The sequence below is a fragment of the Cellulomonas hominis genome, from assembly GCF_901521055.1.
Lineage (GTDB): Bacteria > Actinomycetota > Actinomycetes > Actinomycetales > Cellulomonadaceae > Cellulomonas > Cellulomonas endometrii.
This window is the reverse complement of sequence record NZ_CABEGA010000019.1, coordinates 26797-48002: the sequence shown is the minus strand read 5'-3', so window position 1 is coordinate 48002 and position 21206 is coordinate 26797. Positions and strand designations below refer to the sequence as shown.

Below are 21206 nucleotides of genomic sequence, written 5' to 3'. Positions count from 1 at the left end.
CTGCGCGAAACCTCCCGCTCACGAACGCCCCCTACGCTGGCGGGCATGACGACTGCGGAGGCCGCCCCCGGCCAGGACCTGCCCGCCGAGCGCGAGATCCTCGGCTGGGACCAGTTCGGCGAGGCCGCGCGGGAGCTCGCGCGGGCGGTGGTGGCGTCGGGGTTCGAGCCGGACGTCGTGGTCGCGGTCGCCCGAGGGGGACTGCTGCCCGCCGGTGCCCTGTCGTACGCGCTGGGCCTGAAGGCGTGCGGCACGCTGAACGTCGAGTTCTACACCGGTGTCGACGCCCGGCTGCCCGACCCGGTGGTCCTGCCCCCGCTGCTCGACACGGCCGCGCTCGTGGGCCGGCGGGCCCTCGTGGTGGACGACGTCGCCGACACGGGGGAGACCCTGGCGCTGGTGCAGCGCCTGGTCGCGGAGCACTGCGAGGAGGCCCGCAGCGCGGTGCTGTACGCCAAGCCGCACTCGATCGTGGCGCCGGACTACGTGTGGCGGCGGACGGACCGCTGGATCACGTTCCCGTGGTCGGCGCTGCCGCCCGTGACCGCCTGACCCCGGGCCTCACGCACCGCCCAGGCCCTCCGCGCGGGCGCGGACGATCGCGGCGGACCGGTCCGGGACCTCCAGCTTGGTCAGCACGTTCGCGACGTGGTTGCGGACGGTCTTCGCGGACAGGCCGAGCCGCCGGGCGATGACGACGTTGTCGTGGCCGGCCGCCACCAGGTCGAGCACCTCCCGCTCGCGGTCCGTGAGGCGCGGGAACGGCACCCGTACCGCGGTGCGCCCGCCCAGCACGTACGCCATCGCGCGCGCCGCGACGCTCGGGCCGAGGATCATCTCGCCGGCGGCGACCGCCCGGACCGCCCGCTCGACCTGCTCGGGCGGCGCGGACTTCACCAGGTAGCCGCGCGCACCGGCGCGGACCGCCGCGACGACCGCGTCGTCGTCCTCGTGCATGCTCATCACCAGCACGGCCACGTCGGGCCGCGCGGCCAGCACGTCCCGCGTGACGTCGATCCCGGAGCCGTCGCCCAGGTCCAGGTCCATGACCACCACGTCCACCGGGTCGCGGACCTCGCCCGCCAGCAGGGCACGCGCCTCGTCCGCGCCCGCCGCGGTGCCCACGACCGCCACGCCGGGCAGCGACCCCAGCAGCGCCGTCATGCCGATCCGGAACACGGGGTGGTCGTCGACGAGCGCCACCCGCAGCGTCACGTCGGCACCGCCACGCCCACAGCCCTCGCGGCAGGGGCCGGACCGCCGGGCAGCGGCGCGCCCGGCACGAGCGGCAGCACCGCGCGCACCCGCGTCCCGGGCTCGCGGGCGCCGACCTCGACGAACCCGCCGAGCTCCTCCGCGCGCTCCTGCATCGACCGCGTGCCGATGCCGGCGACCCCGCCGGGCCCGCGGCCGTCGTCCTCGCACACGAGCTCCAGCGCGCCGGCGCCCCGGTGCACGGTCAGGCGGCAGCCCGGAGCGCCCGAGTGCCGCCGGGCGTTGCGCGCCGCCTCGCTCAGCAGCGCGTACGCGGCGGCCGCGACGACCGGGTCGAGCTCGCCCGGGTCGTCCCCGTCGCGGGTGACGACGAACCCGTCGCGGGCGAGCCGGTCCGCGAGGTCGTCGAGGGCGGGGCCCAGCCCCTGCTCGTCCAGCACGGGCGGCAGCAGGCTGCGCGCGAGGTCGCGGACGTCCTCCACCCGGCGCTCCGCCTCGGCCCCGAGCGCCTGCAGGGCCTCGCGCGCGGCGGCCGCGCCCGCGGGCGTCCCCGTGTCGAGCAGGTTGACCGCGCCCTGCAGGCCCAGCCGGACGCCGCTGAGCCACGGGCCGAGGCCGTCGTGCAGCTCGCGGCGCACGACGCGGCGCTCGCGGAGGCGGGCGCTGGTGGCCGCGTCCCGCGCGCGCTCGAGGTCCCGCGCGCCCGCCGCGAGCGCCAGCCCGGCGGCGACGACGGGCAGCACCTGGCCCAGCGCGGCGCGGGTGCGGGTGTCGAGCCGCTCGCCCGGTGGCGGCGTGACGGCCAGGTCGCCGACCACCCGGCCGGCGTGCTCGACGGGGACGTGCAGGGCCTCGGACGTCGGGGCGCCCCACGCGGCGGTCAGCGGGTCGGCGTCCGTGGTGGCGAGCCGGACCGACTCCAGCCGCAGCGACTCCCCGACGCTGGCGACGAGCCCGTCCAGCAGCTCCGCGGACCCGCCCGGTGCCGTGAGGGTGCGACCGAGGCGCAGCGCCGCGCGGGCCGGGTCGTGGCCGTCGCCGTAGACGAGGTGCCGGACCCGCGCCTGCAGCCACCCGCGGACCGGCTGCAGCAGCAGCACGACCCCGACGGCCGCGGCGACCTGTGCCCCGGCGCTGCTGGCCCCCGCGAGCGCGGAGACGCCCGCGGTGACCGCCGCGTACACGCCGGCCAGGACGAGCGCGAGCAGCGCGGCGACCGTCCCGCGGCTGACCGCGAGGTCGAGGCCCCACAGCCGGTTGCGCAGGACCGTCACGAGCAGCGCGGCGGGGAACAGCGCCTGGCACACCAGGTGGCTGACCGGCACGGCCAGGAAGATGCCGGGCCCGGGGTCCGTGAGCACCAGCGGGATGAACGACAGCGCCATGATCCCGGCGGCGACGGCGAGCACCCCGAGCCCGCGGCGCTCCTGCTCGGGCCCGTGCCGGAACCGCCACCACGTGCCGGCGGACGTGACCAGTCCGGCGACGACGACGAGCGCCAGCGCCCAGCGCGGGTCGGACATGGGTGCGAGCAGCCGGGTGCCGGTCAGCAGCAGGGCGGCGGTGGCGCCGAGGGCGACCCCGGCGCGCGCGGCGGGGCCGAGGCCCCGGTCCCGGGCGAGCCACGGCACGACCGTGAACAGCGAGACGGTGCCGGGCACCCACACCCAGCCGAACATCGCCACCAGCCACTCCGGCGACGGCAGCCCGGGCCGGGTGGCGGCGAGCGCGCCCCAGGCGCCCGCCACGGCGGAGACCCCGCCGGCGACGCCGGTGACGGCGACCAGCCAGCCGACCGGGTGCCGCCGGCGCGACAGGATCACCGCGCCGACGGTCCCGTAGACCGCGGCGACGGTGATGTCGACCGCCGTGAACAGCAGGTCCCCGACGACCATCCCGCCGCCCGCCGCGACGTGCAGCACGGTGGCGGTGCCCGCGAGCAGCCAGGCGACCAGCGCGATCGCGGCGGCGACGACGGGCAGCCCGCCGTCCGCGCGCCCTCGCGCCGCCGACCCCTCGCGGACCATGGCGTCACCGTAGGGGCAAACCACCACAGAACGGGAGGGGTCGGGCAGCGCGGACGGGGTGATCATGCGGCGAGCCGGACGGGGGACGCGGTCACTTCCGGTCGCCGGCCGCGAACCCGATGGCCGCGACGAGCAGCCAGAGCGGACCCACGAACCCGGCCATGTACTGCAGCGGCGAGATGCCGAGCAGCAGCGTCAGGCCCCCGAGCACGGCGCTGACCCAGCCGATCCACCGCGGCGCGGCCCCGTGCCGGATCGCGGCGACGGCGACGGCCAGCCCCGTGAGGCCTGGCACCGACCCACAGCCACGGGATCGTCGCGATCCAGTCGGTGTAGAAGGCGCCGGACTCGGGCACCAGCAGCTCGGGGTCCGCGAACCCGAACATGAACTGGGTGTCGAGCCCCGACCCGAGCAGGCCGGCGACGGCCACCAGCAGCAGGCCGCCGGACGCCACAGCGGGCAGCAGGCTCCCGGCCGGCGCCTGCTGCCCGAGCCGGCGGGACAGCCCCGCGGCGAAGATCACGACGAGCACCGTCGCGACCAGCGTGGCCGTGTGGAACAGGATCATCGTGCCGGTCTTGCCGGCCATCCCGGCGACGATCGCGTCCGCGTCGCCGGCCGTCTGCTCCCAGTCGACCGACAGGCCGAGCGACGCCTGGATCGAGACGATGCCGGCGAGCCCCGCGCCGATCCCGGCGACGGCCCAGCCCCGCGGCTGCGGGCGCACCCGGGACGGCGCAGCGTCGGGCGCCGTCGAGCCCGTGGTGCCGGTGCCGCCCCCTGCGGCGGCGCCGACGCCCCGGGTGCCCGCCCGGCCGGTGGTCGTGTCGTGCGTGGTCATGCGTGCTCCTCGGTCCGGGGGAGGCCCACTGCCTCCGCTGCCGACGACGCTCCCGCCCCCGCCGTCCCGGGCGACAGGGCCCCGCGCCCGACTCCCCGGGCGATCTGCCGGCCGGACCGCCGGGCGGGCCGCGCGGCATGATGGGCGCGGAGCGGGAGGGGGTGCCGCGTGGCGGCAGCGGGGCAGGTGCGGCTGCGGTGCGTCGCGAACCGGGGCGCGTTCCTGCCCGAGGACCGCCGGCCCCGCGGCACGGGGACCCAGTCCGCGTACGCCGTGACGCCCGGCCGCCCGTACGAGGCCGTCGGGGTGCTCGTCCTCGCCGACCACCTGAGCGTTCTCGTGCGCGACGACTGGGGGAGCGCGGCGTTCGTCCCGGCGGAGCTGTTCGACGGCGTGACCGCGGAGGTCCCCGCCGGGTGGCGGTTCGCCCTGGTCGCGGGGGCGCGCGCCGGGGCGCGGAGCCTGTGGGGCGAACCGTGCGTCGCGGTGTGGGGCTACCCGGCCCTGGTGGACGACCCCGCCCACGTGGGCGCGCTGCTCGCGGGCGACCCGGCGGCGGTCGCGGCGTTCGAGGGAGCCCTCGCCGGACCGGTTTCCGACGGGGCCGTCCGGCGGCGGCCCGCGACACCCGCCGGGTAAGCCGGTGCGCCCGCCCGCCGGGCGTCTATACACTCGGGTACCACAGGCACCGATCCGGCCATCACCGGGGAGCCTCCGGAAGAACAGGGCGCCGCTCGCGACGCCCCCAGTAGAACCGGACGGGTAGGCCCGTCACAGCCGTCGCGAGTGGTCGCGCGCCACCGGGTCGCCCCGGGGACGAGCGGCAAGCGGGGTGGTACCGCGGTGGGTACCGGGTCGGTCTGCGACCCGGCGCACGTCGTCCCCGTGGGTCCGCCACGCACCGCGCCCTCGTCGGGCGCCGACCACAGGAGCGCCAGCCCGCCATGGCCTATCCGCTGCACCGCACCCCCACCGGCAAGCACGCCGCGCCCCCGGCCCCGGGATCGTCGTTCGGCCTGCCCGCGTCCCCGGACCTGCCCGCCCTGGAGAAGGACGTCCTGGCGTACTGGGACGCGGACGGCACGTTCCAGGCGTCCATCGACGCCCGCGACGCCGGCGAGGACGGCGCGAACGAGTTCGTGTTCTACGACGGCCCGCCGTTCGCCAACGGCCTGCCGCACTACGGGCACCTGCTGACCGGGTACGCGAAGGACATCGTCGGCCGCTACCAGACGCAGCGCGGCCGCCGCGTCGAGCGCCGGTTCGGCTGGGACACGCACGGCCTGCCGGCGGAGCTCGAGGCGGAGCGGATCCTGGGCATCACCGACAAGTCGCAGATCGAGCAGATGGGCATCAAGGCGTTCAACGACGCCTGCCGGACCTCGGTGCTGCGCTACACCGACGAGTGGCGCGTGTACGTCACCCGCCAGGCCCGGTGGGTGGACTTCGACCACGACTACAAGACGCTCGACCCGACGTTCATGGAGTCGGTCATCTGGGCGTTCAAGCGGCTGTACGACAAGGGCTGGGCGTACGAGGGCTACCGCGTGCTGCCGTACTGCTGGAACGACCAGACCCCGCTGTCGAACCACGAGCTGCGCATGGACGACGACGTCTACAAGGACGTCCAGGACCAGACCGTCACCGTCACGTTCCCGCTGACCGGCGAGCGCACGGCCGAGCTCGGCCTCGACGGCGTGGCCGCCCTCGCCTGGACGACGACGCCGTGGACCCTGCCGACCAACTCGGCGCTCGCGGTCGGCCCCGACGTCACCTACGCGGTGGTCCCTGCCGGCCCGAACGGCACCTCGGCGACGGCCGCGCAGTTCCTGCTCGCCCGGGAGCTGGTGAAGGGCTACGCCAAGGACCTGGGCTACGACTCCGCGGAGGACGCGCTGGCGGCCGTGACCCGTGAGGTGCGCGGCGCGGACCTGGCGGGCGTGCGGTACGAGCGGCTCTTCGACTACCTGGCCGACCAGCCGGGCATGGCCGAGCACGGCTTCCAGATCCTGCTCGCCGACTACGTCACCACCGAGGACGGCACCGGCGTCGTCCACCAGGCGCCCGCCTACGGCGAGGTCGACCAGGAGACCTGCGAGGCCGTCGGCATCCCGACGGTGCTGAGCGTGGACGAGGGCGGGAAGTTCACGAGCCTGGTGCCCGACTTCCAGGGCCAGCAGGTGTTCGAGGCGAACAAGCCGATCACGCAGCGGCTGCGCGCGGACGGCCGGCTGCTGCGCCAGGCCTCGTACGTGCACTCCTACCCGCACTGCTGGCGCTGCCGGAAGCCGCTCATCTACAAGGCCGTGTCGTCCTGGTTCGTGAAGGTCACGGCGTTCCGGGACCGGATGGTCGAGCTCAACCAGGACATCTCCTGGGTCCCCGAGCACATCAAGGACGGGCAGTTCGGCAACTGGCTGGCGAACGCCCGCGACTGGTCCGTCTCCCGCAACCGGTACTGGGGCACGCCGATCCCGGTGTGGGTGAGCGACGACCCGGCGTACCCGCGGATCGACGTGTACGGCTCGTTCGCCGAGCTGGAGGCCGACTTCGGCCGGCTGCCGCTGAACGACGCCGGCGAGCCGGACCTGCACCGCCCGTTCATCGACGAGCTGACCCGCCCGAACCCGGACGACCCGACGGGCGCGAGCACGATGCGCCGCATCCCGGACGTGCTGGACGTGTGGTTCGACTCCGGGTCGATGCCGTACGCCCAGGTGCACTACCCGTTCGAGAACGCCGACTGGTTCGAGCACCACTACCCGGGCGACTTCATCACCGAGTACATCGGCCAGACCCGCGGCTGGTTCTACCTGCTGCACGTGCTGGCCACGGCGCTGTTCGACCGCCCCGCGTTCCGGACGAGCGTCTCGCACGGCATCGTGCTGGGCTCCGACGGCCGCAAGATGAGCAAGTCGCTGCGCAACTACCCGGACGTCAACGAGGTGTTCGACCGGGACGGCTCGGACGCGATGCGCTGGTTCCTCATGGCGTCGCCGATCCTGCGCGGCGGGAACCTGGTGGTCACCGAGGAGGGCATCCGCTCCGAGGTCCGCCAGGTGCTGCTGCCCCTGTGGAGCACCTGGTACTTCTTCGCGCTGTACGCCAACGCGGCGAACGGCGGCGAGGGCCTGACCGCGCGCCGGGTGACGCCCCGGACCCCGCTGAGCACCATGGACCGGTACGTCCTGGCCCGCACCCGGAACCTCGTCGAGCAGGTCACCGCCCAGCTCGACGCGTACGACGTCCCGGGCGCCTGCGAGACCGTCCGCGTGCACCTGGACCTGCTGACCAACTGGTACGTCCGCACGCAGCGGGACCGGTTCTGGGCGGAGGACCAGGCGGCGTTCGACACGCTGTGGACCGCGCTGGAGACCCTGACCCGGGTGATGGCGCCCCTCGCGCCGCTGCTGTCCGAGGAGGTCTGGCGCGGCCTGACCGGCGAGCGGTCGGTGCACCTGTCCGACTGGCCGGACCTCGCGTCCGCGGACAGCGCGGACAGCCTGGCGCTGCCCGCCGACGACGACCTGGTCGCGGCGGTCGACGGCGTCCGCGAGGCGGTGTCCGCCGCCCTGGCGCTGCGCAAGGCGAACGGCCTGCGCGTCCGCCAGCCGCTGCGCGAGCTCCGCGTGGCGACGGCGACCCCGGAGGCGCTGGCGCCGTTCACGGACCTGCTCGCCGCGGAGCTGAACGTCAAGCACGTGGCGCTGTCCACCGTCGAGGAGGCCGCCGCGGGCGGCGTCGCGGTGCGCCGCACCCTCGCGGTGAACGCCCGCGCCGCCGGCCCGCGCCTGGGCCGGGGGGTCCAGGCCGTGATCCGCGCCGCGAAGGCGGGGGACTGGGGCGTCGGCACCGACGGCGCCGTGGTGGTCCGCACCGACGAGGGGGACGTGCCGATGCTCGAGACGGAGTACGAGCTGAGCACCACGGTCGACGTGGCGTCCGGTGACGGCGAGGGCCCGGCGCTCGCCGCGGGCGTCCTGCCGTCGGGCGGGTTCGTCGTGCTCGACCTGGCCCTGGACGACGCGCTGCGCGCCGAGGGCTACGCCCGCGACGTCGTCCGCGCCGTGCAGGACGCGCGCAAGGCGGCCGACCTGGCCGTCAGCGACCGGATCCGGCTGACCCTCGGGGTGCCGGCCGAGCACGAGGAGGCGGTCCGCACGCACCAGGACTTCATCGCCACGGAGACGCTCGCCACCGACGTGGTCGTCGAGCCGGCCGCCGAGCTGGCCGTCGCGGTCGAGCGGGTGCAGGCGTGAGCCCGCAGAAGGGCCCGTCGAAGGGCCGCGGCGGGGCCGACCACCTGAAGGACGAGGCCGCCCAGGCCGCCCGTCGCGCGGCCGACGAGGTCTACGCGGGCATCCTCGAGCGGGCGCCGGAGCACGACATCGACCCGACGCTGGACCGCGTCCGGGCGGTGTGCGAGCTGCTGGGCGACCCGCAGAAGGCGTACCGCGTCGTGCACGTCACCGGGACCAACGGCAAGACGTCCACCGCCCGGATGATCGAGCGGCTGGTGCGCGAGCACGGCCTGCGCACGGGCCGGTTCACCAGCCCGCACCTCACGCGGGTCACCGAGCGCATCGCGATCGACGGGGAGCCGATCTCCGACGAGCGGTTCGTCGAGGTCTGGCAGGACGTTGCCCCGTACGTGCACATGGTCGACGTCCAGGAGCAGGCCGCCGACCGGCCGCGCCTCAGCTTCTTCGAGGTGTTCACGGTCATGGCGTTCGCGGCGTTCGCGGACGCCCCGGTGGACGTCGCGGTGATCGAGGTCGGCATGGGCGGGCGCTGGGACGCCACCAACGTGGCCGACGGCGACGTCGCGGTGATCACCCCGGTCGCGTACGACCACGAGCGCTGGCTCGGGCACACCCTGGTGGAGATCGCCGGCGAGAAGTCGGGGATCATCAAGGACGGCGCGACGCTGGTCCTGTCCCAGCAGCAGGAGGACGCCGAGGGCGTGATCCTGCACGCCGCCGCCGAGCGCGGGGCCCGCGTGGTCCGCGAGGGCGTCGACATCGACGTGGTGGAGCGGCAGGTCGCCGTGGGCGGGCAGCTGCTGACGCTGCGCGGCACCGGTGGGACCTACACGGAGATCTTCCTGCCGCTGCACGGGGAGCACCAGGCGCACAACGCCCTGGCGGCGCTCGCGGCCACGGAGGCGCTCATGGCCGGCGGCGGGGCGCTCGAGGGCGGCATCGTCGAGGTGGCGTTCGCCGACGCGGAGTCGCCCGGCCGCCTGGAGCTGGTCCGGTCCAGCCCGACGGTGCTGGTCGACGCCGCGCACAACCCCGCGGGCGCGGAGGCGCTGGTCGCCGCGGTCGAGGAGGCGTTCCACTTCCAGCGGGTGGTGGGCGTCGTCGGCGTGATGGCGGACAAGGACCCCGAGAACATCCTCGCGGTGCTGGAGCCGGCGCTGGACGAGATCGTCGTCACCCGGGCCTCGAGCCCGCGGGCGATGGACGTCGAGGACCTCGCGGAGATCGCGGTCGACGTGTTCGGCGAGGACCGGGTGCACGTGCGGGAGCGGCTGGACGACGCCGTGACGCTCGCGGCCGACCTGGCCGAGGCGGAGGTGGAGCGCGGCGCGGCCGTGCTGGTCACCGGCTCCGTCGTGCTCGTGGCCGAGGCGCGGGTCTACCTGGGCCGCGGCTGACGGCCGGTCGCGGCGAGGCGCGGGCGGCGGGGTGCACGGACGTGCACCCCCGCCGCACGTTCGCCCCTTGACGCGCGCCACCTGCGCGGCGAGTGTGAGGACTGCAGCGGCGACGGTGCCGCGGCCGGCCGCCGTGAGAGGAACCCCGACGTGAAGAAGCTCATCAACGACCCGCAGACCGTCGTCGCCGAGTCCGTCGAGGGGTTCGGCCTCGCGCACGCCGACGTCGTCGAGGTGCACACCGACCCGCTGTTCGTCGCACGCGCCGGCGGCGCCGTGAGCGGCAAGGTCGGGCTGGTCTCCGGCGGCGGCAGCGGGCACGAGCCGCTGCACGCCGGGTTCGTCGGCGACGGGATGCTCGACGCCGCGGTGCCCGGCGCGATGTTCACGTCGCCCACCCCGGACCAGATCGCCCCCGCGTTCGCCGCGGCGGACGGCGGCGCCGGCGTGCTGGCGATCGTGAAGAACTACACCGGCGACGTGCTGAACTTCGAGACCGCGGCCGAGCTCGCGGACGCCGACGACCTCACCGTCCGCACGGTGGTCGTCAACGACGACGTGGCCGTCGAGGACTCCCTGTACACCGCCGGCCGGCGCGGCGTGGCCGGCACCGTGGCCGTCGAGAAGATCGCGGGGGCCGCCGCGGCGCGCGGGGACGACCTCGACGCGGTGGTGGCGGTGGCGGAGAAGGTGGTCGCCAACGTGCGGTCCATGGGCGTCGCGCTGACCGCCTGCACCGTCCCGCACGCCGGCAAGCCGTCCTTCGACCTGCCGGAGGACGAGATCGAGATCGGCATCGGCATCCACGGCGAGCCGGGCCGGCGGCGGATCCCGCTGGCCGGCGCGGACGAGATCACCGAGATGCTGCTGACGCCGGTGGCGGACGACCTCGGGCTCGCGTCGGGGGAGCAGGTGCTGCTGCTCGTCAACGGCATGGGCGGCACGCCGCTGAGCGAGATCTACGTCGTCTATCGTCAGGCACGCAGGCTGCTCGAGGGCCGCGGGGTCCAGGTGACCCGGTCGCTCGTGGGCAACTATGTGACATCACTGGAGATGCAGGGCGCCTCGGTCACTGTCCTCCGGCTGGACGACGAGCTCACCGCGCTCTGGGACGCGCCGGTGCGCACGGCCGCGCTGCACTGGTAGCCGGCCCGCCGCCCTCCGGCGACGTGGCCGTCGGCTCGACGGCGGAGGTGGGAACGCAGGATGACGGAGACCCTGGGTGCGGCGTGGGCGGAGGCCTGGGTGCGCCGGACCGCGCAGGTCGTGGCGGAGCACCGCGAGGAGCTGATCGAGCTCGACCGGCAGATCGGCGACGGCGACCACGGCGAGAACCTCCACCGGGGGTTCACCGCGGTGGTGGCCAAGCTCGACGCGCAGGACGCCCCGCCCGGTGACGTCGGCTCCGTCCTCAAGCTCGTCGCGACCACGCTGATGTCCACCGTGGGCGGCGCCGCCGGCCCCCTGTACGGGACGGCGTACCTGCGCGCCGCCAAGGTCACCGGCCTGCCGGAGCTCGACAGCGGGGCGGTGGTCGCCATGCTCGAGGCCGGGCTGGAGGGCATCGTCGTGCGCGGCAAGGCCACGACCGGGGAGAAGACGATGGTCGACGCGTGGTCGCCCGCGGTCGAGGCCGCGGTGGCGGCGGCCGACGCGGGCGCGTCCCCGGCGGCGGTGCTGGCCGCAGCGGCGGAGGCGGCGCGCGCGGGGGCCGAGGCGACGATCCCGCTGACCGCCACCAAGGGCCGTGCGTCCTACCTGGGCGAGCGGTCGGTGGGGCACCAGGACCCGGGCGCCACGTCGACCGCGCTCGTCCTCGAGGCGGCGGCGGGCACGGCGGCGGAGGCGACGGCGTGACGGCGCCGGTCTCCCTCGTGCTGGTGTCGCACTCGGCGACGCTGGCCGAGGGCGCCCGCGAGCTCGCCGCGCAGATGGCGCCGGAGGTGCTGATCCTCACCGCCGGCGGCGACGGCGCGGGCGGTCTCGGCACGAGCTTCGACCTGGTCGAGCAGGCGCTGACCGAGGCCACCGCCGACGGCCGGTCCGCGGTGGTGCTGACGGACCTGGGGTCGGCGGTCCTCACCACCGAGTCGGTGCTCGACCTGCTCGACGAGGACGTCGCCGCGCGGGTGCACCTCGCGGACGCGCCGTTCGTCGAGGCGGCGGTCGCCGCGGGGGTGACCGCCGCCGGCGGCGCGCCCGTCGGCGAGGTGCTCGGGGCGGCGGTCGCCGCGGGCGCGGGGTTCCCGCACGCGGTCGGCGCGGGTGAGGTGGAGCCGGCGGTCGAGGGCGTGCCGCACCAGGGCGACCGCACGGGGGTCATCACCGCGCACGTCCTGGTGCGCAACCCGCTCGGGCTGCACGCCCGGCCGGCGGCGGTGCTCGCGCGGATGATGGCCGGGTTCGACGCGGCGGTGCAGGTGGACGGCGTGAACGGCGCGAGCGTGCTGGAGCTCATGCAGCTCGGCGCGACGCAGGGCCGCACGCTGGAGGTCTCGGCGTCCGGGCCGCAGGCGCGCGTGGCGGTCGACGCGTTCGTCGGCGCCGTCGAGGAGGGCTTCGGCGAGGTGTGAGTCGCGCCGTGTGACGGCCGCCGCACCGACGGGTGCCTGACACAACCCTGCAGGGCGTGCAAGAATGCATGCCGTGCAGGATTCTGTCGCTCCGGTGGAGCAGGTCGAGACCGAGGGGCTGCGCGCCCGCAAGAAGCGCGCCCGCCTCGAGGCCCTCGTCGACGCCACCCACCGGCTCGCCGGTGAGCACGGTCTGGACCGCGTGACCGTCGAGGCGATCTGCGCGGAGGTGGGCGTCTCGGTCCGCACGTTCTTCAACTACTTCGAGTCGAAGGACGACGCCGTGCTCGGCATGGCGCACTGGTCCATCGACCCGGCGGCGGCGGAGACGTTCGCGTCCGGCGGCCCCAGCGGCCACCTGCTCACGGACCTCCAGGTCCTGGTGGCCGACGTGCTCGACCACCCGCCGCTCGGCAAGGAGCGCATGGAGCGGGCCTTCGAGGTGGTCAAGGGCCACCCCGAGCTGCTCGTGCGCGCCTACACGCACCTGCAGGGCCTGCACGACGACATCGCGGCCCTGGTCCGGCGCCGGCTCGGCGAGGACACCGACGAGTCGGTGGTCATGCTGGTCGGCTCCCTGCTCATGGTGCTCTCGCACGCGACGTTCATCCGGTGGGACTCCGCCGGCGGTGCGGGCGACGTGCACGAGCACCTGCCGTCGGTCGTGCGCGACCTGGCCGAGATCATGTCCCCGCCCCGCTGACCCGCACGGCCCCCGCGACACCCGCACCACCCGCGACACCCGCACCTCCCGCCGACGACGGCACGCCCCCGGCCGGAGCCGCCGCGGGCGTGCGCCGCGCCGGCCCGAACCGAGAACGGACGAGGTACCCCATGGCGACCACCGCCCCCGCCCCCGACAAGCCGCTGGTGGTGCTGAACCAGCGCACCGTCTGGCTGATCTTCGGCGCCCTGCTCGCGAGCATGCTGCTGTCCTCGCTCGACCAGTCGATCGTCGGCACCGCGATGCCGACCATCGTCGGGGAGCTCGACGGCGTCGAGCACCAGGGCTGGGTCGTGACGATCTACATCCTGGCCATCGCGATCGTCATGCCCCTGTACGGCAAGTTCGGCGACCTGTGGGGCCGCCGCTGGCCGTTCCTCGTCGCGATCGGTCTGTTCACGCTCGCGTCGGCCGGCGCCGGCTTCTCGCAGAGCTTCGTGGAGCTCGTGGTCTGGCGCGGCGTCCAGGGCCTCGGCGGCGGCGGCCTGATCATCCTGTCGCAGGCGATCATCGCCGACATCGTCCCGGCCAAGGACCGCGGCAAGTACATGGGCCCGATGGGCGCGCTGTTCGGCGTGTCCGCCGTGGCCGGCCCGCTGCTCGGCGGCCTGTTCACCGACCACGCCGACTGGCGCTGGTGCTTCTGGATCAACATCCCGTTCGGCATCGCGGCGCTGGTCACCGCCTGGTTCACCCTGAAGCTCCCGACGCACCGGTCCGGGCGCAAGCTCGACGTCGCCGGCATCGTGCTGCTCACGCTCGCGACCTCCGGCCTGGTGCTCGTCACCTCGTGGACCTCGGTCTCGGGCGAGGGCCGGTACGACTGGTCCGACGGCCGCCTGGTCGGCCTGCTGGTCGGCACCGTCGTCGCCGCCGTCGCGTTCGTCCTGGTCGAGCTGCGCGCGCAGGAGCCGATCCTGCCGCTGCGCCTGTTCCGGAACCCGACCTTCACCCTCGCCACCGGCGTGGGCCTCGTCATCGGCATGGGCATGTTCGCCTCGCTCGCGTTCCTGCCGACGTTCCTGCAGATGTCCACCGGCTCCGGCGTCACCGAGTCCGGCCTGCTCATGCTCCCGATGACCGTCGGCGTCATGCTCACCGCGATCGGCTCCGGCATCGCGATCACGAAGACCGGCCGGTACAAGGCGTTCCCGATCACCGGCATGGCGATCGCGACCCTGGGCCTGGCGTGGCTGACCACCATCACCGGCGACATGTCGATGGTGCTGTTCGGCGTGATGATCTTCGTGCTCGGCGCCGGCCTCGGCCTGGTGATGCAGACGATCGTGCTGGCCGTGCAGAACTCGGTCGACCCGCACGAGCTCGGCACCGCCACCAGCGCCAACAACTTCTTCCGGGAGATCGGCGCGGCGGTCGGCACGGCGCTGTTCAGCACGATCTTCACCACGCGCCTGTCCGAGCGGCTCGGCGACGTGTTCGCCGGTGCGCCCGCCGGCGGCGTCGACGCGTCGGCCGGCGCGGAGTCGCTCACCCCGGCGATCGTGCAGCAGCTGCCCGAGCAGCTGCACGACGGCGTCGTGACCGCCTACACCGAGGCCCTCGCGCCCGCGTTCTGGTACCTCGTGCCGCTGCTGGCGATCGGCTTCGTGCTCACGCTGTTCCTGCGCGAGGTGAAGCTCTCCGAGGTCGCCGGGATGGTCGCGCGCGGCGAGGCGACGTCGGGCGAGCCCGCGGCCGCCGACGCGGCACCGGCCGGCGCGGCCGTGCCGGAGCAGCGCGTCGCCGGCGACTCCGCCGACCGTTCTTCAGCCGAGCCCAGGTAGCCTGCGCGCGTGAGCATGCACGCGTCCCGTCCGCCGCGCCCGAAGCGCCCCGCCAAGCCGCAGTTCACCTCGATGATCCTGGTCCTCGAGGGCGTGCTGGTGCTGTTCGCGGCGCTGACGGCGCACGGGCTCGCGGCCGCCGACCCCGAGGGGAGGGCGGCCGCGGGCCCGCGGCTGTGGATCGTCGCCGGGATCATGTTCCTGGTGCTGGTGGTCCTGTCGCGCCTGGTCACGGCCCCGGGGGGCTACGTCGCGGGCTCCGTCGCGCAGCTGCTCGTCATCGCGTGCGGGGTCGTGATCCCGCTGATGTACGTGCTGGGCCTGCTGTTCGCGGTGCTCTGGTTCGTGTCGCTGCGGCTGGGCGCGCGGATCGACCGGGAGCGGGCGGAGTTCGACGCGGCGCACCCCGACCAGACCCCGCAGGGCGGCCTGCCGCCGGCGGCGGAACCGCCCGCGGCCCCCGGCGCTGCCGGTTAGGGTTCGTCGGTATGAGCGACATCCAGCGCACCCTCGTCCTGGTCAAGCCCGACGGCGTCAGCCGCGGACTGTCGGGAGAGGTCCTCCGCCGCATCGAGGCCAAGGGCTACACCCTGGTGGCCGTCGAGCTCCGCACCGCCGACGACGCCCTGCTGCAGCAGCACTACGCCGAGCACGAGGGCAAGCCGTTCTTCCAGCCCCTGGTCGACTTCATGAAGTCCGGCCCGGTGCTCGCCGTGGTCGCCGAGGGGCACCGCGTCATCGAGGGCTTCCGCTCCCTGGCCGGCGCCACGGAGCCGACCACCGCCGCCCCGGGCACCATCCGCGGCGACCTGGGCCGCGACTGGGGCCTGAAGGTCACCCAGAACCTCGTGCACGGCTCGGACTCCCCGGAGTCGGCCGAGCGCGAGATCGCCCTCTGGTTCCCGTCGCTCCAGGCCTGACCCTCCACCTCCCGGGGCACGGGCCGCGGCCCCACTAGGCTGCGGCCCGTGCACCTGAAGACGCTCACCCTGCGCGGGTTCAAGTCGTTCGCCTCGGCGACGACGCTGAACCTGGAGCCCGGGGTGACGTGCGTCGTGGGGCCGAACGGCTCCGGCAAGTCCAACGTCGTCGACGCGCTCGCCTGGGTGATGGGCGAGCAGGGCGCCAAGTCCCTGCGCGGCGGCAAGATGGAGGACGTCATCTTCGCCGGCACGTCCGGGCGCCCGCCGCTGGGGCGCGCCGAGGTGTCCCTCACCATCGACAACACCGACGGCGCCCTCCCCATCGAGTACACCGAGGTCACGATCTCGCGGACGCTGTTCCGCAACGGCGGCTCCGAGTACGCGATCAACGGCCGGCCCTGCCGGCTGCTCGACATCCAGGACCTGCTCTCCGACTCCGGCCTGGGCCGGGAGATGCACGTGATCGTCGGGCAGGGGCAGCTCGACGCGGTGCTGCGCGCGACCCCCGAGGAGCGCCGCGGGTTCATCGAGGAGGCCGCGGGCGTCCTCAAGCACCGCAAGCGCAAGGAGAAGGCGCTCCGCAAGCTCGACGCGATGCAGGCGAACCTCACGCGGCTGACCGACCTGACCGGGGAGCTCCGCCGCCAGCTCGGCCCGCTCGGCCGGCAGGCGGAGGTCGCCCGCCGGGCGCAGACCGTGCAGGCGGACCTGCGCGACGCCCGCGCGCGCCTGCTCGCCGACGACCTCGCGCAGCTCACGGCGACGCTGGAGCAGGAGATCGCCGACGACACGGCCCTGCGCGCGCGCCGGGCGGAGGCCGAGGCGGCCCTGGACTCCGCGCGCGCCCGGCTCGCCGCCCTGGAGCGGGAGGCCGCCGAGGCGGCGCCGGCCCTGGGGGAGGCGTCCGACGTCTGGTACCGGCTGTCGGCCCTGCGGGAGCGGCTGCGCGGCACCGCGTCGCTCGCCGCCGACCGGGCCCGGCTGCTCGGGTCGGCCGCCCCGGAGCGCACCGGGGGCCAGGACCCGGCGGACCTGGAGCGGCAGGCGGAGCGGGTGCGGGCCGCGGAGGCCGAGCTCGCCGCGGAGGTCGACGTCGCGCGCGCGGGGCTGGAGGGCGCCCAGGCGGCGCGCCAGCAGGCGGAGGACGCCTCGGCGGCGGCGGAGAAGGCGCTCGCCACCGTGCTGCGCGGTGCCGCGGACCGGCGCGAGGGGCTGGCCCGCCTGGCCGGTCAGGTCGCGGCGCGGCGGAGCCGGCTGGAGGCCACCGAGGCGGAGATCGGGCGGCTCCGGGACACGCTGACCGAGGCGGAGCGGCGCGGGCACGAGGCGACGGTCGCGTTCACCGCGCTGGAGACGCAGGTCGCGGGCGTCGAGGAGGGCGAGGAGGGCCTCGACGCGGCGCACGAGGCCGCGACGGAGGCGGTCGAGACGGCCACGGCGCGGGTCGAGGAGCTCGCCGCCCAGCTCACCGAGGCCGAGCGGGAGCGCGCGGCGCTGGAGTCCCGCATCGAGACGCTCGAGCTGAGCCTGACCCGCAAGGACGGCGCCGGGGCCCTGCTGGCCTCGGACGGGCTCGCGGGCGTGGTCGGGTCCCTGGCGGCGCTGATCGGGGTCGCGCCGGGCGACGAGGACGCGATCGTCGCAGCGCTCGGCGCGTCGGCGGACGCGGTCGCGGTCGAGTCCGTCGAGGCCGCGGTCGACGCCATCCGGTACCTGCGGGAGCAGGACGCGGGGCGCGCGGGCCTGGTCGTCGCGGCGGGGGGCGACACCGGCGACACCGCCGACACCGGCGAGGCGGGGCAGCCGGGTGCGGCCCCCGAGGGTGCCGCGTGGGCGCTCGACCTCGTCCAGGCGCCGCCCGCCGTGCTGCCCGCGGTGCGCCGGCTGCTGCGGGACGTCGTGGTGGTGGACGACCTCGCCGGTGCCCGGGTCGTCGTGCGGGCCCGGCCCGACCTCGTGGTCGCGACCCGCGGCGGCGACGTGCTGGCCGCGCACCGGGCGTCCGGTGGCTCCGCGACCGCGCCGAGCGCGCTGCACCTGCAGAGCGCCCTGGACGAGGCGCGGCAGGGCGCCGGTTCCGCGGCCGCCCGCGCCGAGCAGGCCCGGTTCGCCCTCGTGGGAGCCCGGGAGGCGGAGGCGACGGCGCGTGCGGCGTACCAGGACACCCTGGAGCGGCTCAACGAGTCCGACGCCGCGCTCGCGGCCGTCGCGGAGCAGCTGGGCCACCTCGGGGCGACCGCCCGGGCCGCGCGCGCCGAGGCCGACCGGGTGCGCGCGTCCCTGGCGACCGCCGAGCAGGCGCTGGCCGAGGGCGCCGCGGAGCTCGCCGGGCTGACCGAGCGGCTGGCGGTGGCCGAGGCCGAGCCGGCCGACAACGACGCCGCCATCGAGGAGCGCACCGCCGCACGCGACGCCCTCGCGGAGGCCGCCTCGGCGGCGCGCGCCCGCGAGACGGAGGCGCGCCTGTCGCTGCGCACGGCCGAGGAGCGGGCCCGGGCGCTCGCCGGCCGCGCGGAGTCGCTGGACCGCGCCGCCCGCACCGAGCGGGCCGCGCGCGAGAGGGCCGCGGAGCGGGAGCGCGCCCGCGCCCGGCACGCGGCCGTCGCCACGGCGGTCGCCCTGGGGGCGACGCAGGCGCTCGGCGCCGTCGAGCGGGCCCTCGCGCAGGCCGCCGACGCCCGGGAGGCCGCCGAGGCGGCGCGGGCGGAGCGCGAGACGGCCCTCGCCGCCGTGCGGACCCACGTCGACGAGCACCAGCGGGAGGTCGCCCGGCTCACGGACGCGGCGCACCGCGACGAGGTGGTCCGCGCCGAGCAGCGGCTCCGCGTCGAGCAGCTGCAGGCCCGGGCGGTCGAGGACCTCGGCATCGACCCGGCCGTCCTGGTCGAGGAGTACGGCCCGCACCGGACCGTGCCGGTCCTGACGCCGCCGTCGCGCGGCGGCGACGACCCCGACGCGCCGCCCGCCGAGGTGCCCTACGTCCGCGCCGAGCAGGAGAAGCGGCTGAAGGCGGCGGAGCGCGCGCTGTCCCAGCTCGGGCGGGTCAACCCGCTGGCGCTCGAGGAGTTCGCGGCGCTGGAGGAACGGCACCGGTTCCTCGTCGAGCAGCTGGCGGACCTGAAGAAGTCGCGCGCCGACCTGCTGGAGATCGTCCGGGAGATCGACGAGCGGGTCGAGCAGGTGTTCGCCGACGCGTACCGCGACACCGCCGCCCAGTTCGACCTGGTGTTCCCGCGGCTGTTCCCGGGCGGCGAGGGCCGGCTGGTGCTGACCGACCCGGACGACATGCTGACCACGGGCATCGAGGTCGAGGCGCGGCCCGCCGGCAAGAAGGTCAAGCGCCTGTCCCTGCTGTCCGGCGGCGAGCGCTCGCTCACGGCGGTGGCGCTGCTCGTGTCGATCTTCAAGGCCCGGCCGAGCCCGTTCTACGTGATGGACGAGGTCGAGGCCGCGCTCGACGACGCGAACCTCGGCCGGCTGCTGGAGATCTTCCGCGAGCTGCAGGAGGACTCCCAGCTCATCGTCGTCACGCACCAGAAGCGGACGATGGAGATCGCCGACGCGCTGTACGGCGTCACGATGCGGGGCGACGGGGTGACCACGGTGATCAGCCAGCGGCTCCGCGACGAGGTGCCCGCCTAGCCCCACCGGCCGCCCGGTGTGAAGATCCGGTGGCTGTTTGCGTGGCTCCCGCGCGGGGCGGCGCCGCGGGGGGCTCGCGGGCCGGAGAATGCTCCCCATGGGCGGGTACTTGTGGGGCATCGGGCTGGCGCTGCTGGCCGCGGTGGGCGTGATCGTGATGGCGAACGCCGTCGGCGACGGCGGCTCCGACCTGCGCGGGTTCTGGCGTGACCTGAGGAACGGCCTGCGGCGGCGCCGGGACGAGGACGCCGTCGCGGACGACGAGGTCGCCGAGCCGGTGGACGTGCCCTTCGAGCAGCTGTTCGCCGAGGCGTCCCAGCCCGACGACGGCTACCTGCAGCTCGACGAGCTCGCCGAGATGCTGGAGCGCACGGGGGAGCGGGCCGGGCGCCTGCTGCCCGGGCAGGCTCGCGAGCACCGTCCGGCGGCGGTCCCGCGGCCCCGTGCGGGGTCCCGGCACCCGCGGGTGCCCGGCGCGGCCCGCACCGCCGCCCGCCGCAGCGGCCACGTGCCCGCGACGACGGCTGCGGGCGGCCCGCCCGCCTCGCCCGCGTCGCCTTCTCAGCCCCAGCCGCCGCAGCCCCGCGACGGCTGACAGACTGTCCCGGTGGACTCCAACAACCTGCTCGACCTGATCCTCGTCGCGGTGCCGGCCCTGGCCATCCTGGGCGGCAGTGCGGCGGTCATCGCCCGGCGCCGCTCGGCGCACCGCTCCGAGGACGAGGCCGGCCCCGCCGCCGGCACGACGACCCTCGAGCGGCCGGCGGACGCGGCCCCGGGCGTCGAGGCCCCGGGCGTCGAGGCGCCCGCGCCGGAGGACGCCGCCGCCCCGCCGGCGCTGGAGGTCCCCGCCCCGGTCGCCGGCCGGCTGTCCCGCCTGCGCGACCGGCTCGCCCGCTCCGGGTCCCCGCTGGGTGCCCGGATGCTCGCCGTGCTGTCCCGCGACCACCTCACCGAGGACGACTGGGACGAGCTGGAGGAGACGCTGCTGCTCGCGGACGTCGGCGCCGGCCCGTCGGCGGACCTGGTCGAGCAGATCCGCACGCAGTCCCGCGTGCAGGGCCTGAAGGACCCCGTCCAGGTCCGGGCCCTCCTGCGCGAGCAGCTCCTGGCGCTGGTGGACCCGTCCCTCGACCGCTCGCTCGCGACCACGCCGGTCACCGGCGAGGACGGCGTGACGGTCCCGTCGGTCGTGCTCGTGGTCGGCGTGAACGGCACCGGCAAGACCACGACGGTCGGCAAGCTGGCCCGCGTGCTGGTCGCCGAGGACAAGACGGTCCTGCTCGGCGCGGCGGACACGTTCCGCGCCGCGGCGGCGGACCAGCTGCAGACGTGGGGCTCGCGCGTCGGCGTGCGCACCGTGCGGTCGGACCGCGACGGCGCCGATCCCGCCTCGGTGGCGTTCGAGGCCGTGCGCGAAGGCGTGGCCGAGGGCGTCGACGTCGTCCTGGTCGACACCGCCGGGCGCCTGCAGAACAAGGCCGGCCTGATGGACGAGCTCGGCAAGATCACGCGCGTCATCACTCGGACCGCCCCGCTGTCCGAGGTCCTGCTCGTCCTGGACGCCACGACCGGCCAGAACGGCATGAACCAGGCGCGGGTGTTCGCGGAGGTCGCCGGCGTCACCGGCATCGTGCTCACGAAGCTCGACGGCACCGCCAAGGGCGGCATCGTCGTGGCCGTGCAGCGGGAGCTCGGCGTGCCCGTCAAGCTCGTCGGCCTCGGCGAGGGCCCGGACGACCTGGCGCCGTTCGACGCCGAGGAGTTCGTCGACGGCATCCTCGGCTGAGCCCGCGGGCTGAGACGATCCGCCCCGG

Annotated in this window: 17 protein-coding genes; 14 read left to right on the top strand and 3 right to left on the bottom strand. The window is 75.7% G+C overall.

What is annotated here, in order from left to right:
• Positions 1-45: 45 nt before the first annotated feature.
• Entirely contained in the window at positions 46-552 is a 507-nt protein-coding gene (locus KJP73_RS05495; RefSeq protein WP_213281789.1) for a phosphoribosyltransferase, read from the top strand.
• A 9-nt stretch (positions 553-561) separates the two neighbouring features.
• Here KJP73_RS05495 and KJP73_RS05490 read toward each other — a convergent pair whose 3' ends face one another.
• From KJP73_RS05490 to KJP73_RS05480, 3 genes are all read right to left on the bottom strand, one after another.
• On the bottom strand, positions 562-1215 hold the full coding sequence (locus KJP73_RS05490) for a response regulator transcription factor (RefSeq protein WP_213281788.1): 654 nt from the start codon (positions 1213-1215) through the stop codon (positions 562-564).
• A complete protein-coding gene (locus tag KJP73_RS05485) occupies positions 1212-3242 on the bottom strand; it encodes a sensor histidine kinase (protein ID WP_213281787.1) in 2031 nt (676 codons plus the stop codon). Before KJP73_RS05485 ends, KJP73_RS05490 begins: the two co-directional genes overlap by 4 nt.
• A gap of 62 nt (positions 3243-3304) precedes the next feature.
• Complete coding sequence (locus KJP73_RS05480) at positions 3305-4084, bottom strand: hypothetical protein (RefSeq protein ID WP_249669124.1); 780 nt, start codon at positions 4082-4084, stop codon at positions 3305-3307.
• A 168-nt stretch (positions 4085-4252) separates the two neighbouring features.
• On the opposite strand from KJP73_RS05480, the gene KJP73_RS05475 reads away from it, so the two are divergent.
• From KJP73_RS05475 to ftsY, 13 genes are all read left to right on the top strand, one after another.
• Entirely contained in the window at positions 4253-4723 is a 471-nt protein-coding gene (locus tag KJP73_RS05475) for a hypothetical protein (RefSeq protein WP_213281786.1), read from the top strand.
• A gap of 305 nt (positions 4724-5028) precedes the next feature.
• Positions 5029-8343: an isoleucine--tRNA ligase gene (gene ileS / locus KJP73_RS05470; RefSeq protein WP_213281785.1), complete on the top strand. Its 3315-nt coding sequence runs from the start codon at positions 5029-5031 to the stop codon at positions 8341-8343.
• Positions 8340-9743, top strand: coding sequence for a bifunctional folylpolyglutamate synthase/dihydrofolate synthase (locus KJP73_RS05465; RefSeq protein WP_213281784.1), 1404 nt, complete (start codon positions 8340-8342; stop codon positions 9741-9743). The genes ileS and KJP73_RS05465 overlap by 4 nt, the downstream gene beginning before the upstream one ends.
• 150 nt (positions 9744-9893) lie before the next feature.
• The gene (gene dhaK / locus KJP73_RS05460; RefSeq protein ID WP_213281783.1) at positions 9894-10889 is read left to right on the top strand and encodes a dihydroxyacetone kinase subunit DhaK; all 996 of its coding nucleotides are present in this window, start codon (positions 9894-9896) and stop codon (positions 10887-10889) included.
• 60 nt (positions 10890-10949) lie between these two features.
• Positions 10950-11600 (top strand): dihydroxyacetone kinase subunit DhaL, encoded by a 651-nt coding sequence (dhaL, locus tag KJP73_RS05455; protein WP_213281782.1) that lies wholly within the window; start codon positions 10950-10952, stop codon positions 11598-11600.
• Complete coding sequence (gene dhaM / locus KJP73_RS05450) at positions 11597-12316, top strand: dihydroxyacetone kinase phosphoryl donor subunit DhaM (protein WP_213281781.1); 720 nt, start codon at positions 11597-11599, stop codon at positions 12314-12316. The genes dhaL and dhaM overlap by 4 nt, the downstream gene beginning before the upstream one ends.
• Positions 12317-12389: 73 nt before the next feature.
• Complete coding sequence (locus tag KJP73_RS05445) at positions 12390-13019, top strand: TetR/AcrR family transcriptional regulator (protein ID WP_249669123.1); 630 nt, start codon at positions 12390-12392, stop codon at positions 13017-13019.
• 131 nt (positions 13020-13150) lie between these two features.
• Positions 13151-14824, top strand: coding sequence for an MDR family MFS transporter (locus tag KJP73_RS05440; protein WP_213281779.1), 1674 nt, complete (start codon positions 13151-13153; stop codon positions 14822-14824).
• 15 nt (positions 14825-14839) lie between these two features.
• A complete protein-coding gene (locus KJP73_RS05435) occupies positions 14840-15301 on the top strand; it encodes a DUF4233 domain-containing protein (RefSeq protein WP_213281801.1) in 462 nt (153 codons plus the stop codon).
• Between the two features lie 11 nt (positions 15302-15312).
• A complete protein-coding gene (ndk, locus tag KJP73_RS05430) occupies positions 15313-15744 on the top strand; it encodes a nucleoside-diphosphate kinase (RefSeq protein WP_213281778.1) in 432 nt (143 codons plus the stop codon).
• Between the two features lie 48 nt (positions 15745-15792).
• Entirely contained in the window at positions 15793-19389 is a 3597-nt protein-coding gene (smc, locus tag KJP73_RS05425) for a chromosome segregation protein SMC (RefSeq protein WP_213281777.1), read from the top strand.
• A 97-nt stretch (positions 19390-19486) separates the two neighbouring features.
• Positions 19487-19984, top strand: coding sequence for a hypothetical protein (locus KJP73_RS05420; protein WP_213281776.1), 498 nt, complete (start codon positions 19487-19489; stop codon positions 19982-19984).
• A gap of 12 nt (positions 19985-19996) precedes the next feature.
• Positions 19997-21178, top strand: coding sequence for a signal recognition particle-docking protein FtsY (gene ftsY, locus KJP73_RS05415; RefSeq protein ID WP_249669122.1), 1182 nt, complete (start codon positions 19997-19999; stop codon positions 21176-21178).
• Positions 21179-21206: the final 28 nt, after the last annotated feature.